Source organism: Ruegeria sp. YTSA075 (assembly GCF_059610245.1).
Map to the genome: position 1 here is coordinate 300,239 of NZ_JBXWNG010000005.1, position 14,949 is coordinate 315,187.

At 57.8% G+C, this 14,949-nt stretch carries 12 protein-coding genes and 1 tRNA gene; 8 read left to right on the forward strand and 5 right to left on the reverse strand.

The features are described from left to right. The first annotated feature begins 64 nt into the window (after positions 1-64). The 8 genes from AC2FGE_RS12500 to AC2FGE_RS12535 all read left to right on the forward strand — a co-directional run bounded on the left by AC2FGE_RS12500 (position 65) and on the right by AC2FGE_RS12535 (position 8,530). Positions 65-733 carry a nitroreductase gene (locus AC2FGE_RS12500; protein WP_496819533.1) on the forward strand — a complete coding sequence of 223 codons (669 nt, stop codon included), beginning with the start codon at positions 65-67 and terminating at the stop codon, positions 731-733. Positions 734-760: 27 nt separating this feature from the next. Beyond that, on the forward strand, positions 761-1,198 hold the full coding sequence (dtd, locus tag AC2FGE_RS12505; RefSeq protein ID WP_496819534.1) for a D-aminoacyl-tRNA deacylase: 438 nt from the start codon (positions 761-763) through the stop codon (positions 1,196-1,198). Beyond that, a complete protein-coding gene (locus AC2FGE_RS12510; RefSeq protein ID WP_496819535.1) occupies positions 1,198-2,301 on the forward strand; it encodes a DUF4147 domain-containing protein in 1,104 nt (367 codons plus the stop codon). The genes dtd and AC2FGE_RS12510 overlap by 1 nt, the downstream gene beginning before the upstream one ends. A gap of 237 nt (positions 2,302-2,538) precedes the next feature. Then, positions 2,539-4,122: an ABC transporter substrate-binding protein gene (locus AC2FGE_RS12515; protein WP_496819536.1), complete on the forward strand. Its 1,584-nt coding sequence runs from the start codon at positions 2,539-2,541 to the stop codon at positions 4,120-4,122. 15 nt (positions 4,123-4,137) lie between these two features. After that, positions 4,138-5,094 carry an ABC transporter permease gene (locus AC2FGE_RS12520; RefSeq protein WP_496819537.1) on the forward strand — a complete coding sequence of 319 codons (957 nt, stop codon included), beginning with the start codon at positions 4,138-4,140 and terminating at the stop codon, positions 5,092-5,094. Continuing rightward, entirely contained in the window at positions 5,094-5,909 is an 816-nt protein-coding gene (locus AC2FGE_RS12525; RefSeq protein WP_496819538.1) for an ABC transporter permease, read from the forward strand. The genes AC2FGE_RS12520 and AC2FGE_RS12525 overlap by 1 nt, the downstream gene beginning before the upstream one ends. Further along, complete coding sequence (locus AC2FGE_RS12530) at positions 5,906-7,543, forward strand: ABC transporter ATP-binding protein (protein ID WP_496819539.1); 1,638 nt, start codon at positions 5,906-5,908, stop codon at positions 7,541-7,543. The genes AC2FGE_RS12525 and AC2FGE_RS12530 overlap by 4 nt, the downstream gene beginning before the upstream one ends. 150 nt (positions 7,544-7,693) lie before the next feature. Beyond that, entirely contained in the window at positions 7,694-8,530 is an 837-nt protein-coding gene (locus tag AC2FGE_RS12535) for an alkaline phosphatase family protein (RefSeq protein WP_496819540.1), read from the forward strand. A gap of 7 nt (positions 8,531-8,537) precedes the next feature. Here AC2FGE_RS12535 and AC2FGE_RS12540 read toward each other — a convergent pair whose 3' ends face one another. From AC2FGE_RS12540 to AC2FGE_RS12560, 5 genes are all read right to left on the reverse strand, one after another. Continuing rightward, a complete protein-coding gene (locus AC2FGE_RS12540) occupies positions 8,538-9,461 on the reverse strand; it encodes an alpha/beta hydrolase (protein WP_496819541.1) in 924 nt (307 codons plus the stop codon). 12 nt (positions 9,462-9,473) lie between these two features. After that, complete coding sequence (locus AC2FGE_RS12545; RefSeq protein WP_496819542.1) at positions 9,474-11,363, reverse strand: acyl-CoA synthetase; 1,890 nt, start codon at positions 11,361-11,363, stop codon at positions 9,474-9,476. Between the two features lie 161 nt (positions 11,364-11,524). After that, positions 11,525-13,345 (reverse strand): ABC transporter transmembrane domain-containing protein, encoded by a 1,821-nt coding sequence (locus AC2FGE_RS12550; RefSeq protein ID WP_496819543.1) that lies wholly within the window; start codon positions 13,343-13,345, stop codon positions 11,525-11,527. A 132-nt stretch (positions 13,346-13,477) separates the two neighbouring features. Beyond that, positions 13,478-13,551 (reverse strand) — tRNA-Gly (locus tag AC2FGE_RS12555). A 162-nt stretch (positions 13,552-13,713) separates the two neighbouring features. Next, positions 13,714-14,946, reverse strand: coding sequence for an HlyD family secretion protein (locus AC2FGE_RS12560; RefSeq protein ID WP_496819544.1), 1,233 nt, complete (start codon positions 14,944-14,946; stop codon positions 13,714-13,716). Positions 14,947-14,949 lie beyond the last annotated feature (3 nt).

Consider the following 14,949-nt stretch of genomic DNA (forward strand, 5'->3'; position numbering starts at 1 on the left):
CCCCCTTGCGCCTTCTCAGGGCTGCAGTCATCTTCGGCCGCAACTCTGCAGGGAGAACACGTTTATGACATTGTCCGCTTTGAATAATTTGCTCGAGCAGCGACATTCCTGCCGGGCCTTTCGCCCGAACCCAGTCCCTACGGAGCACATAGAGCAGATCGTAGCCAGCGCCTTACGCGTGCCCAGCTGGTGCAATGCGCAGCCCTGGCATTTGGTGATCACGCGCGGTGAGGAGACAGACCGCTTCCGGCATGCCTTGCAAAACGAGGTCGCGACAGGATCGCCCGCCCCCGATCTTCCCTTCCCGGCCTCGTATTCAGGCCCTTATCAGGATCGTCGCCGCGCCTGCGGTTGGGCTCTTTATGAGGCGGTTGGCGTCGAACGTGGCGACCGGGAAGGATCCGTCCGTCAAATGATGGAAAACTATTCGCTGTTCGGCGCACCCCATTGCGCGATCCTGTCCAGCCCGGCCGAGCTTGGCTCCTATGGCGCAATGGATTGCGGCGGGTTTGTCACTGCTTTCACGCTGGCAGCCGAAGCGCTTGGAATTGCTAGTATTCCTCAGGCAGCCGTTGCCGCTTACGCGCCGTTCCTGCATCGCTATTTCGATATCCCCGAAGATCGCCTGATCCTGTGTGCGCTCTCATTCGGATATTCCGACACAGACCACCCGGCCAACAGTTTTCGGACTGATCGTGCAGCTTTGAGTGACATTGTCGATTGGCGCGGTTAAACCCACTGAAAAACGGGGGAGGACGCTTTGCGCGCGCTTCTACAACGCATTTCACGGGCCCGCGTCTCAGTGGGCGGTGCGGTTGTCGGACAATCCGGTCCGGGGCTGATGATTCTGGTCTGCGCCATGCAGGGCGATACCCAAGATCATGCGGAAAAGTTGGCAGCAAAGATCGCCAAGCTGCGTATCTTTAGGGATGAGGCGGGCAAAATGAACCGCTCGATCCTTGATACTGGTGGGTCCGCTTTGGTGGTTAGTCAGTTCACGCTGGCCGCCGATACATCGCGCGGCAATCGCCCGGGCTTTGCCAACGCCGCCCCACCCGAGGATGGTGAGCGACTGTATCTTGCCTTCGCCCGATACCTGTCGTCGCACGGCGTTGCCGTCGAGACCGGGCAGTTTGGCGCGGATATGGCGGTAGAACTGGTCAATGACGGCCCGGTTACGATCTGGATGGAAAACTGATGATGCGCACTGAACAAGCAATCGAGTTTTGGAAGTCAGGTGTCGCAGCGGTTGATGGCTTCACAGCCACCAAGACTGCCCTGCCCGGTATCGCGCGACCAGATCGCATCCTTGCCGTTGGCAAACCCGCCGCTGCAATGGCGCGTGCGGCATTGGACCAGTTTGGCGGCGTGCCGACACTTGTCGTCACCAAAGATGATCATGGGCGCGATCTGCCAGTAGATGTCGAGGTGATCGAAGCCTCGCATCCTGTGCCGGATCAACGCAGCCTGAACGGTGGCCGCGCCTTGCGCGAAGCGGTTGAGGCGATGAAACCCGGTTCTCATCTATTGCTTCTGGTGTCGGGGGGCGCGTCGTCGCTGGCTGAAGATCTGGTGCCGGGAAAATCACTTGAAGACCTTGCCGCTCTGAACCGCCAACTGCTGGCTCAAGGGTTGGATATCGTGGCGATGAACGCTGAACGGCGGAAATTGTCGCGGGTCAAAGGGGGTGGGCTGCTGTCTCACTTCAACGGCGCGAAGGCCACAGTGCTGGCGATTTCGGATGTGCCCGGCGACGATTTGAATGTGATCGGGTCAGGCATCGGCGCCCTGCCCCCGGCCTATGAGTTCGACGCAACCATCCGCATCATCGCCTCAAACGCTCATGCCCGGGCTGCTGCGGCGAAGGCCGCACAATCAGCAGGCTTACGGTTGCTCGCAAATGAGGAAGCTCTGCATGATGATTATCTGACCATTGCGGCCCATGTGGGTTCGAAACTTCGCGGTATGGAAAGCGGTGCAATGGTGTTCGGTGGTGAGCCTACTGTTGTTTTGCCAGAATCCCCCGGTCGGGGGGGGCGCAATCAGGCCCTTGCCCTTGCGCTGGCCAAAGAAATCGCCGGGCTGGATGGGCTGACTGTTGTTGTGGGCGGAACAGACGGTACCGATGGTCCAACCAACGCGGCAGGCGGTGTGGTGACCGGAGCGACCTGGACAGATCGCGCCCAAGACGCCCTGACCTCAGCAGATAGTGGCACCTACCTGGAACAGGCCGACGCCCTATTGGTGACAGGACCAACCGGCACAAATGTAATGGACCTTATTGTCGCAATCCGCGACTGATTTGGCGTTTCTCATGCTAACTTATGTATTTCATGCGTCATCCTTGGTTCAGCTAAGCCGAACGGCACGGATGATACGTGTTCGAATGGCCAAAACCAAAGAAACAACGCGCCGGACCTCACACGCCCAAGTGAGATTTTTGAACTTGTCGGGCTGCCCCAAATGCGCCAACGTTGACTCATGCGTCAATAACAAGCCCTTGAAGGGCAATATTCACTCAACTGGGAGAGATTACAGATGAAAGAACAACTAACCCATATGGCAGGCCAGGTCACCGCGGGAAAACTCACGCGCCGTGAATTCATGGGCAAAGCTGCCGCTCTGGGCGTGTCGGCCGCTGTTGCCAGCACGATGTTCGCAGATGCTGCGCGTGCCGCCAGCCCGAAGAAAGGTGGGGATCTGAAACTCGGCCTTCAGGGTGGTGAATCCACGAACTCGCTTGATCCTGCTACTTATGCAAGCTCGGTTCCCTATATGAATGGCCGTCATTTTGGCGACACGCTTGTTGAGGTTGCTCCTGACGGCACAATCGAGCCTCGTCTGGCCGAAAGCGTAGAAGGCAGCGCTGATGCCAAGGTTTGGACCTTCAAACTGCGTCAGGGTGTCGAGTTCCACAACGGCAAAACCATGACCAGCGACGACGTGCTAAAGACCATGGAACGCCACTCGAACGAAGACTCGCAGTCCGGGGCTCTTGGCGTCATGCGGGGCATTGAGTCTATGAAGGCCGACGGCGAAAACTTCCAGGTTACGCTAACCGAACCAAACGCCGATCTGCCGTATCTAATGGCGGATTATCACCTGATCGTCCAACCCGATGGCGGCATGGACAACCCTGCAGCAGGCATCGGTACCGGCCCATATCAGGTAGAAGTTGATGAGCCCGGTGTGCGTCACTTGTTCACAAAATTTGCCAATTACTGGAATGACGATGGCTATTTCGACAGCGTGGAAAATGTTGTAATCAACGACGCTACAGCCCGTACTGCAGCATTGCAAAGTGGTCAGGTGCAACTCGCCAACCGGATCGAACCGAAAGTCGCCGACTTGCTGGGGCGCGCGCCCAACTTAACGGTTCAGGCGACGCCCGGTCGTGGACACTATGTATTCATCATGCATTGTGACACGGCGCCGTTCGATGAAAACGAGCTGCGTACTGCATTGAAATACGCAATCAACCGCCAGGAACTGGTAGATAAAGTACTGCGCGGCTATGGCTCGGTCGGGAACGACATGCCTGTCAACGCAGCCTATCCGCTGTTTGATGAAGCGATCGCCCAGCGCGAATTCAGCCTTGAAAAAGCGGCTGAGCATTACAAGAAGTCAGGGCATGATGGCTCACCCATCATACTGCGTGTCGCCGATGGTGCCTTCCCGGGTGCTGTGGACGCTGCTGCCCTGTTCCAGCAAACCGCCGCACAGGCCGGTATTCCGCTGGAAATCAAGCGCGAGCCAAACGATGGTTACTGGTCCGAGGTCTGGAACGTCCAGCCTTTCTGTGCCTCATATTGGGGTGGCCGTCCGGTCCAGGATCAGATGTATGCGACCGCGTATTTGTCGACCGCCGACTGGAACGACACCCGATTCAAAGTGCCGGCGTTCGACGACATGCTGTTTGCAGCCCGGGCTGAACTGGATCCGGAAAAACGGAAAGGCATCTACAGTCAAATGGGCCAGATGGTGCGTGATCAGGGTGGTCTGATCTGCCCCATGTTCAACAACTTTGTCGATGCCTCGAGCAATGTTCTGGCTGGTTGGGAGGCCGATCCAAACGGCGAACTGATGAATGGTCAGGTATCCCGCAAGATGTGGTTCGCGTAACTCGGGCCACGGATCATGCATCCTATCATCAAACTGGTTTCCCAGCGCCTCGCGCTGGGACTCCTGCTTCTCTTCGGTGCATCGGCTCTGATTTTCGGCCTCACCGAAGCTCTTCCTGGGGACGCGGCACAAGCGGTCCTTGGACAATCCGCAACTCCCGAAGCGCTGGAGAATCTGCGCGAAGAAATGGGCCTGAACCGCCCAGCCCTGACCCGCTATGCCGAATGGCTGGGTGGTATTGTGCAGGGTGATCTCGGTCAGTCCCTGACCAACAAGCTCGACATTGCTGAAAGCATCGGCAAACGGTTGGGCAATACCTTGTTTCTGGCCTGTGCGGCCGCCATCGTCTCCGTACCTCTTGCTATCTTTCTGGGTCTGCTGGCCGTGCGTTACCGCAATCGCTGGCCGGACAAGCTGATCTCTGCCATCACGCTGACAACGGTTTCGATTCCGGAATTCCTGATCGGCTATGTGGTGATCTATTTCGTGTCCGTGAAGCTGGGCTGGTTCTCATCTCTGGCCATGATCAACGATTCCATGTCGTTCGGAGAGAAACTGAACGCAATCGCGCTGCCCGCCTTTGTCCTGACACTGGTCGTGCTGGCACAGATGATGCGGATGACCCGCGCGGCAATCCTGAACCTAATGCAATCCGCATATATTGAGACGGCCGAGTTGAAAGGTCTTTCGAGTTTTCAGGTTATCGCACGCCATGCCTTTCCGAATGCAATCTCACCCATCGTCAACGTTGTGATGCTGAACCTCGCCTATCTGGTCGTCGGCGTTGTCGTAGTCGAAGTGGTGTTTGTCTATCCCGGCATGGGTCAATACCTGGTGGATTCGGTGACCAAGCGTGACGTACCGGTTGTTCTGGCCTGCGGCGTGGTCTTTGCCGCCGTCTATATCGGGCTGAACATGGTGGCGGACATTGTGTCAATCCTGGCCAACCCAAGACTGAGGCATCCGAAATGATGAAGAATATTCCTATTTCGGCAATGATCGGTCTGTTCTTCACCGGGATGTACTTTTTCATCGCCTTTGCAGCCCCGCTGATCGCCCCCTATGGCATGGCCGAAGTGGTTGGCGACGTATGGGAGCCGTCCAGCGCCGAGCATCTGCTGGGCACCGACAATATCGGGCGCGATCTGCTGACCCGCATGATCTATGGCGGACGCACGACGATCTTTATCGCAGCGGCGGCCACCATCCTCAGCTTTGTCACCGGGACCTCTCTGGGCCTTTTGGCGGCTGTGCTGGGTGGGTGGGCCGATCAGGTGCTCAGCCGAGCGGTTGATCTGGTCATGTCGATCCCGACGCTGATCCTTGCGCTGGTTATCCTGGCAATCGTTCCGGTGACTGTACCGATCCTGATCCTGGTAATGGGTCTGCTGGACGCGACGCGCCCGTATCGCCTGTCCCGATCCGTCGCCGTGGACATCAACGTGATGGACTATGTCGAGGCCGCCAAACTGCGTGGCGAAGGCCGTGGCTGGGTTATCTTCCGGGAAATCCTGCCCAACGCCTTGTCACCGTTGGTGGCCGAATTCGGCCTGCGGTTCATCTTCATGGTTCTGTTTATCTCGACCCTATCATTCCTGGGCTTGGGCGTGCAGCCGCCTCTGGCGGATTGGGGCGGCATCGTGAAGGAAAACAAGGACGGCATCGTCTATGGTATCGGCGCGGCACTTTATCCGGCAGTTGCCATCGCGACCCTCGCCATCTCGGTCAACCTTGTTGCTGACTGGGTCCTGAACCGCACCACATCGCTGAAAGGAGGCCGGGGATGAGTGATACCCTTCTCAAGGTCCGCGACCTCAAGATCGGCGCGACCGTCTATCCGCCGGGCGAAAAGCCCCATGACATCGAAATCGTGCACGGGGTCAGCTTTGACCTTGAACGCGGCAAGGTGCTGGGGCTGATCGGCGAATCCGGGGCCGGTAAATCCACCATCGGTCTGGCCTCAATGGCCTATGGCCGGGGCGGTGTGAAGATCACCGGCGGTGAGGTCTGGGTCAACGGGCGCGATATCATGCAGTCCGCTCTGGGCGATATTCGCAATCTGCGGGGTGGCGAGGTCAGCTATGTCTCGCAATCCGCCGCCGCGTCCTTTAACCCGGCCAAGAAGATCATGGATCAGGTTGTCGAGGCAGCTGTTGAGCACAAGAAGTTCAGCCGCAAAGAGGCCGAGGCCCGTGCGCGCGAACTGTTTGCCAAATTGGGGCTGCCCGATCCGGACAACATCGGAGAACGCTACCCGCACCAAGTGTCGGGTGGTCAGCTCCAACGCTGCATGACCGCGCTGGCGCTGTGTCCCGAACCTGATCTGGTGGTGTTTGATGAACCGACCACGGCGCTGGACGTGACAACTCAGATCGACGTCCTGATGGCCATCAAGGAAGCCATCGCAGATACCGGTGTTGCTGCGCTTTACATCACGCATGACCTAGCCGTTGTGGCGCAGGTGAGCGACGACATCATGGTTTTGCGCATGGGCAATACGGTCGAATATGGCACCACCGATCAGATCATCAACAACCCGCAAGAGGACTATACCAAGGCCCTGGTCTCGGTCCGGTCCATCGAGCACGAAGAGAAACAGCCGACATCGGAACCGGTACTCAGCGTCGACGGGATCACCGCACGCTACAAGGGGCTGAATTTCGATGTGCTGCACAACGTCAATGTCGAGCTTCATCCAGGGCAGACACTGGCGGTTGTGGGTGAATCCGGTTCGGGTAAATCGACGCTGGCCCGTGTGATCACTGGGCTGCTGCCGCCGCGCGATGGTGAGATCACGTTCAACGGGCGCAAACTGTCTGCGGACCTCAAAGGCCGCATGCGTGAGGACCTGCGCGAGTTGCAGATGATCTACCAGATGGCTGACGTGGCAATGAACCCACGCCAGACCGTTGGCACTATCATTGGTCGCCCGCTGGAGTTCTACTTCAACATGCGCGGTGCGGAAAAGCGCAAGCGCGTGGTTGAGCTGCTGGATGAGATCGAGCTGGGCGAGAAGTTCATCGACCGCTACCCGGCTGAACTGTCGGGCGGTCAGAAACAGCGTGTGTGTATCGCGCGCTCGCTGGCGGCAAAGCCCAAGATGATCATCTGTGATGAGGTCACCTCGGCGCTGGACCCGCTGGTCGCAGACGGCATCCTCAAGCTGCTATTGGATTTGCAGAAAATCGAGGATGTGGCCTATCTGTTCATCACCCACGATCTGGCAACGGTCCGTGCGATCAGCGACAGTATCGCGGTGATGTATCAGGGCCGTGTTGTGCGCTACGGACCAAAAAGCCAAGTGCTGAGCCCACCCTTCGATGACTATACCGATCTGCTGCTCAGTTCGGTGCCAGAGATGCATCTTGGCTGGCTGGAAGAGGTCGTAGCCCATCGCAAGATGGAGAGCGCGGGGCACTGATCACGTTGTGACAGTTCGATGAAGTTTCCAAATCCCGGCGCCTTGGTTCACAACAGGTGTCGGGATCTTGATATTTGGGGCGCGAATGAACGGCCCTGAAACAACGATTCCTCTAAGGTCGGCGCAACACAAAATCAGATAGGTAGGCTGATGGACCGCAAACTTCTTTTGATCATTCTGGACGGCGTCCCCTGGCGCAATTTCCGCCGCCTGTTCGGCAATCTCGAAGGTTGGGTGGATAGCGGAGAGGCGCGCGTTTGGAAACTGCAGGCTGTGCTGCCATCAATCTCGGCCAGTTGCTATGCATCAATCCATACGGGCGTCACGCCGCAGGAGCATGGGTGCACCGGCAATGGGAATGTGTTCCGCCTCAGCCACAAAGATGTGTTCAGTCAGGTGCGCGAGGCTGGTGGTGTCACCGGGGCGGTTACACACAGCTACTGGTCTCAGTTCTTCAACCGGCACCCGTTCGACTATGTCCGCGACGTGGAGTACGATGAACCGGACAGCAAAACCATCAACCACGGCCGGTTCCACACGATGACGGGCTATGGCAAGGACAACCAAATGACGCCTTCGGACGTTGATCTGTTTGCCACCCTGACAAACTTGTGCCTGCGCTTTGGTCTGGATTACGGCATCCTGCATACCTGCACCCTGGACAGTATGGGCCATCGGTTTTTTCACGATTGCCAGGAGATGGACCATGCCTGTTTTGTCGCCGATGAAATGCTGGCCCCATTCATCCCCCGTTGGCGACAGTTGGGATATGAGGTCATCGTCACAGCCGATCACGGACAGGATGAACGCGGCCACCACGGTGGGCGGGGCGCTTTGCAGCAGGAAACGGCCCTGTATTACTTCGGCGATGCCGACGGCCCGCAGGCCGATGCGGTGATTGACCAGTTGCAACTGGCCCCCACAATCCTGACCCGGATGGGCGCACCGATTGCGGACACAATGAAGGGTGAGCCATTCCTGAAGTGATCACGGCCTAACCATAGGGCCAAATACTCTGCCCCAATGCTTCGATGGCCACGGAGATACGTTCGAAACTGTCAGCCGCCCGTTTCACGCTGTTGCGGGCGCGCAGATAGCCGTGCACCAAACCCGCTTCGTTGATCCAATGGGCGTGACCGCCTGCCTGAGCAATCAGCTTGCAATAGGTAGACCCATCATCGCGCAACGGATCGCAATCGGCAGTGATCACAACCGTCGGAGGCAGGTCCGAGAAATCGGTGTCTTGAAGCGGCGCAAAGGTTGGATCGACTTTGGGCGCGGCCCCACCGCATCGCACCTTTTCGTAGAACAATATCTCATCGCGGGTCAGCAGCGGCGCCTGCGCGTGCTCCAAATAGGATCCGGCAGAGCTGTCCCCACCCAAGCCCGGATAGATCAGAACCTGCCCCAACACTTCAGCTGGTCGGCCTCTCATATGATGGGCAACCGCCGCAGCCAGATTGCCACCGGCACTGTCACCAGCCAACACAATGGGAACGCCGAATTCGGCAACCGCCCACTCGACCGCCGCCACACTGTCCTGAAACTGCGCAGGGTGCACATATTCCGGGCATAGCCGGTAGTCCACTGAAACAACGCGATACCCGGTTTGGACGCAGATTTCGGCGCAGACATCATCATGGCTGTCCAGCCCGCCGACGACAAAGCCACCGCCATGAAAATAGATGACCACGCGGGTCGGATCGCCCGCTGTATAAACGCGGACCGGCACGCCATTGGCGGACCGGTCCTGAGTTTCAACTCCATTCGGGCGCGGCTGGCGAAAGGTCTGACACATCGCATCATAGACCTTGCGTTGATCCTCGATCGACAGATCAACCGCGTTGTCGGGATAGCTTTCTGCCGTGCGTCTTATGAACGCCCATGTTTCTTCATCGATCAGACGTTCATAATCCATATTACCTCCCGGTCAGGCAGCCCACTCCCATGGCCGGGTGAATGATCCCAGCACCTTGCTGACATCGTCTTCTGATGAGCCGTTCGCGTCAAGCTGTGCAACAAGGCCGCGTTTCTTGTCATCAATGACCGAAACGACCCGAGCGGCCACTCCAGCCTCTTCCAACGCACCATTGTAGACCCGCGTGATCGCGTTTTTGCGCAGGTCCGGCTTGAAGACTTTGCCAACCGCAGTTTTGGGCAGTTCCGAAAGGATGGTCATATGTTTGGGCTGTGCGGCACGTTCGTGCACGTGGACCTTGCAGAACTCCAGCAATGCCTCCTCGGTGACCGACGCGCCATCGACCAGTTCGACGAAGGCGCAGGGCAATTCGCCCGAATGAGCATCTGGCTGCCCGATGGCTCCGGCAAAGGCCACGGCCTCATGCCCCAGCAGGGCTTCTTCGATTTCAGCCGGGTCGATGTTGTGTCCGCCGCGAATTATCAAATCCTTCGCGCGGCCGGTGATCCACAGATACCCGTCTTCGTCAAAACGGCCCAGATCACCCGTGCGCAAATATTTTTCGAAGTGATACAGGTTTTCGTTCTTGTCGGCCTCTGTATAGGTGTTGCCCGGAAAGACACCCGGGTTCGAGATGCAGATCTCTCCGATTTCATCAGCGGCGCATTCCTTGGGGCCATCTGGTCCATCCATCAGGATTTTGACATCCGTGTATGGGAAAGGGATGCCGATGGAGCCGATCTTTTTCTCACCATCAACCGGATTGCACGAGACCAGGCAGGTCGCTTCGGTCAGTCCATAGCCTTCGACGATGGTCACACCCGTTGCTTCTTCGAAACGGCGGAACAATTCAACCGGCAGCGGCGCTGACCCCGAAAAGGCGGTTTTGACGCTGGAGATATCCGCATCCACCGGGCGCTGCATTTTCGCAGAAATCGCCGTGGGCACGGTGATGATGAAACTGACTTTCCAGCGTTCGATAAGCTTCCAGAAATTGTCGAAAACACCATCTCCACGATACCCTTGCGGCGTCGGGAAGATCACATGCGCCCCGGATGAGACCGCCGCCATCATGATCACATGCACCGCGAAGACGTGGAACATCGGCAGCGGGCACATGATGACGTCATTTTCATCAAACAGCAGCGTATGCCCTAGCCAGCCGTTATAGATGAGGCCCGAATACTTATGCTGCGCGACTTTCGGCATTCCGGTCGTGCCGCCAGTGTGAAAATAGCACGCGACGCGATCTTCGGTGCTGTCTGCAAAACTCAGCGTCTTGGGCTGTTTCGCCAGCTCCTTATTGAAATTCTTGTAATCCGCATGGGCCAGCTTTTCCTTGTCGCCCATTTTTGGACGCAGCAGCGGAACAATCCATGATTTCGGAGGGGTCAGATAGCGGTTCAGGTCAATCTCAAGGATCGTATGAACCTTGGGCGCATGGCGCACAGCCTCTTCCACCTTTTGCGCCACATCCGTCTTTGGGAAGGAACGCAGTGTCACCACAACCTTGGCTTCGGTTTCCCGCAAGATCGCGGCGATCTGTTCGGGCTCCAACAGTGGGTTGATCGGATTTACGATCCCTGCAACCGCACCGCCCATCATGGTGACCAAAGTCTCGTTACAGTTGGGCAACACATAGGCGACCACGTCGTTTTCGCCCACGCCAAGCGAGCGGAACAGGTTCGCCGCCTGATTGACCTGCCCCAGCAGATCAGACCATGTCAGCGTTTCGGCCTTGTCTGTCGGACCGGAAAACAATTGGAAACTGATCGCGTTGTGATTGGGGAACTTCTCGGCTGTCCGAGACAACAGTTGATGGAAGGTGACCGGCAGATCACGATCCTCCCACGCCATTTCCTGTTCGATACGCAGTTTGTCTTCACGCCCTACAAAGGCCATGTGGCTCCTCCCCGTCTTGTATTCTCCCACGTGTCACACGTGGTTTTGATCCTCACATAGATGGGATCACAACCCTGCTGACACAAGCAAGGGCTTAGCGACGGAAAAGTTGAAAATGTAGAATGACGCTGCGGCGGAAACTGATCTGCCCCTGCGTCACCCTATTCTGCGGCAAGCCCATCAGTGAATTGCAGACGCGCCAAGCGGGCATATAGCCCATCTTGCGCCACCAGATCGTCATGCGTGCCCTGCGCAACAATGCGGCCCGCGTCCATCACGACAATCCGGTCTGCCTTCTTCACTGTAGCCAGACGATGCGCCACAATCAGGGTCGTCCGGCCCGCACGCATCTGGTCAACCGCCCCCTGCACCGCCCGTTCGCTTTCCGCATCCAGGGCCGAGGTCGCCTCGTCCAGCAGCAACACCGGCGCATCCCGCAGAATGGCCCGCGCGATGGCAATACGTTGTTTTTGCCCCCCCGACAGCATCACGCCACGCTCGCCTACAAAACTGTCATAGCCTTCGGGCAGTGCAGCAATGAACTCATGCGCAGCGGCGGCGCGCGCGGCTGCTTCGACCTCGGCGTCCGAGGCATCAAGGCGGCCGAACCGGATGTTCTCGCGCGCTGAGGCGGCAAAGATCACCGGATCCTGCGGGACTAGGGCAATGTGGCGGCGGAAATCCGTCCGATCCAGATCAGTCAGGTCTTCCCCGTCCAGCAGGACACGCCCGGAATTCGGATCATAGAACCGCTGGATCATCTGAATGACGGTTGTCTTGCCAGCCCCGGAGGGGCCAACAAAGGCAACGGTTTCGCCGGGGTTCACCTGCAGGGACAAGCTGTCCAGCGCCACCACATCGGGCCGCGCAGGATAGCGGAAAGTGACATCCTGAAACCGAATTTCACCACGAACCGGTTGTAACAGCACTTTGGCCTGCGCAGGATCGAGGACCGTATCTTCTGCATTAAGCAACTCAACCAGCCGCTCGGTTGCGCCGGCGGCGCGTTGCAGCTCGCTCCAGATTTCGGACAGCGCGGCAACAGATCCTGCCATGATCACCGAATAGATCACGAACTGGATCAACACCCCTTCGGTCATCACCCCGTTGCGGACATCATTGGCCCCCATCCAAAGCACGCCTACGATGCCAGAGAAGACCAGAAAAATGACAATCACGGTCAGGATCGCACGGGTTTGAATGCGGCGCAGTGAAACGATGTAGGAGGTTTCCGTCATCTCCCCAAACTGCTCTCGGCTTGCCCGTTCATGGGTAAAGGCCTGAACCGTTTGCACCGCGCCTAGTGCCTCACCCGCATTGCCAGAGGACGCTGCGATCCAGTCCTGATTTTCACGGCTGATCGCGCGCAAGCGACGGCCCAGCACCAGGATCGGCACGATCACCACAGGGATCAACAACAGGACAAGCGCCGTCAGCTTGGCAGACGTCAGCAGCATCAGCGCTAAACCACCCACAAACATCAACATATTGCGCAGCGCGATCGAAACGGATGAACCCAAAACCGATTGGATCAGGGTCGTGTCCGTCGTGATCCGGCTGAGCACTTCGCCAGTCAAAATACGTTCATAAAACGCAGGGCTCATGCCGATGACCCGGTCAAACACGGCTTTGCGAATATCGGCCACCACGCGTTCGCCCAGCCGCGTGACCAGCGCATACCGAATGCCCGTGCCTACCGCCAAAACACCAGCGATGCCCAGCGCCGCAAGAAAGTACCAATCCAGCAGTTCCCCATCTTGTATGCGGAAATTGTCGACCACGCGGCGCACGGCCAACGGCAAGGTGAGCGTCATCCCTGCGGTCAGACATAATGCAAGCGTTGCACCAAACATCAGCGCGCCGTAAGGGCGCATAAAGGGCCAAAGCGCCCTCAGAACGCTAAGCTTTTTCGAGGTGGCACGCTCTTCACTGGCCCCGGGAGGTGATGATGGTGTCTGACCGGTCGCAGTCTGTCTTGCCATGTCGGGCCTGTGTTTCCTGAAACAATTCTGGGTATCTGCTTCTTGGCGGCAGTGGCATCCGGGGTCAAGCGCATGCGTCCAAAATGCCAGCCGCTCAGGGCCATTTGACGCAGAAATCATAAGGGAAACAACTGGAGCGGGTAGACGGAATCGAACCGACATAGCCTGCTTGGAAGGCAGGGGCTTTACCATTAAGCTATACCCGCTCGTGGTTTTCGCTGGTTAGGACATGCGTCTGGGCGCGTCAAGCGCGAAGTGGAAGTTTGACGGACAGATTTTTTACGTCGCGCATATCAGCCGTCAAATCGGTTCGCCCATCGCATCAAAGGCGAGCCAGCCCCGGAGCAACGACCGGGGCCGGATCAGGCTTAGTGCCCAGTCAGAACCAGAGTATTGACCGGCATCAGGATCAATCGCAAGCGAAGCCCGGCCGCATGCACCACACCAATCGTATCGACGACATGCAAAAAAGCGCCTTCCCAGAACCCAAGATCCTCATGCTCAAGCCGCTCATGATTGTCCGTGTAGACATTCGCCAGACAGTTGCTGCCCGGCGGAATGTCGTCGGCCATGCCTTTGTAAAGCGGCTCCATATAGACTAACATGGATCCCGGAACCTTGTTGTTTTGCACATCGCGCAGCTCGTCCGACGGTCTGATCTGACCAGATGGGATGACATCCTGAACCTCGACCACAACCATGGGAATCACGGTAAAGGGTTTGGTCATGCATCCCAGCTCTCCGATCATGCCGGGTTTGATAACCTGTGCGGAAAGCTGGTTGAATGCTGCCTGAAACCGGTCATGCCCTGAATTCGACGGCACCAGAATACCGGCAGGCCGCAAAAGAGGGCTGACATAGTCCCCCACCTGCAACCCAAACTGTTCGACCCGTCCGGTGACACCGGCGTTGATCACTGTCTTATCCAGTTCAGTCATCGCAGCATCCAGCTGCGCATTTGCGCTGGCCAACTGGGCCGGGATCAGTTCTTCGATTTGTTGAACAACCGCTGCCCGTTTAGATTCCGCAGCCGTCACCTGTGCTTCGCGTTCGGCTACAAGGTTTTCCAGCCGCTCAATCTCGGCCAATCGAACCGCGCTAGAGCCCTGGTCGCGCAGCGTGGTGTTGCGCTCAAGGTCTTCCAGCGATTGCGCCAGCGCCGCGCGGGCCCCGGCGATACCTGCATCGGCTTCGGCCAGATCGGTTTCGGCCACTTTCAACGAGGCCTGCACCTGAGCCACCTGAGCATGCGCCGACTGAACCTGCGCTTGCTGTGTGAAATCCTCAATCCGGAATATCGGCTGACCCGCAGTCACCTGTTCGTTGTTGCGCACATAGACTTCGGCCACACGACCGCCGAGTTGCGGCAGAATGGTAACCGTCCGGAAGTAGGAAGCGGCACTGGAACTGGCCGGATGAAAGTAGAATAGCGTGGTAATCACCGTCAGGGCCAGAATCGCGCAAGTGGTCAAACCCCAGCGCAGTTCATACCACATGGTGAAAAGGGTGATTTCATGCCCAATGCGTTTGCCTTGCACAAAGCGGCGGAACAGGTAGTCAGGCAGCACCGTGATCAGCGCGCAGAGCATTGTTTCGATCATTGC

What these genes read in the sequence shown, in the direction of transcription:
- AC2FGE_RS12550 (WP_496819543.1), bottom strand. Translation starts at nt 13,345, where the DNA reads ATGGCAAGACAGACTGCGACCGGTCAGACACCATCATCACCTCCCGGG.
- AC2FGE_RS12540 (WP_496819541.1), bottom strand. Translation starts at nt 9,461, where the DNA reads ATGGATTATGAACGTCTGATCGATGAAGAAACATGGGCGTTCATAAGA.
- AC2FGE_RS12535 (WP_496819540.1), top strand. Translation starts at nt 7,694, where the DNA reads ATGGACCGCAAACTTCTTTTGATCATTCTGGACGGCGTCCCCTGGCGC.
- AC2FGE_RS12525 (WP_496819538.1), top strand. Translation starts at nt 5,094, where the DNA reads ATGAAGAATATTCCTATTTCGGCAATGATCGGTCTGTTCTTCACCGGG.
- AC2FGE_RS12500 (WP_496819533.1), top strand. Translation starts at nt 65, where the DNA reads ATGACATTGTCCGCTTTGAATAATTTGCTCGAGCAGCGACATTCCTGC.
- AC2FGE_RS12520 (WP_496819537.1), top strand. Translation starts at nt 4,138, where the DNA reads ATGCATCCTATCATCAAACTGGTTTCCCAGCGCCTCGCGCTGGGACTC.
- AC2FGE_RS12510 (WP_496819535.1), top strand. Translation starts at nt 1,198, where the DNA reads ATGATGCGCACTGAACAAGCAATCGAGTTTTGGAAGTCAGGTGTCGCA.
- AC2FGE_RS12560 (WP_496819544.1), bottom strand. Translation starts at nt 14,946, where the DNA reads ATGATCGAAACAATGCTCTGCGCGCTGATCACGGTGCTGCCTGACTAC.
- AC2FGE_RS12545 (WP_496819542.1), bottom strand. Translation starts at nt 11,363, where the DNA reads ATGGCCTTTGTAGGGCGTGAAGACAAACTGCGTATCGAACAGGAAATG.
- AC2FGE_RS12515 (WP_496819536.1), top strand. Translation starts at nt 2,539, where the DNA reads ATGAAAGAACAACTAACCCATATGGCAGGCCAGGTCACCGCGGGAAAA.
- AC2FGE_RS12530 (WP_496819539.1), top strand. Translation starts at nt 5,906, where the DNA reads ATGAGTGATACCCTTCTCAAGGTCCGCGACCTCAAGATCGGCGCGACC.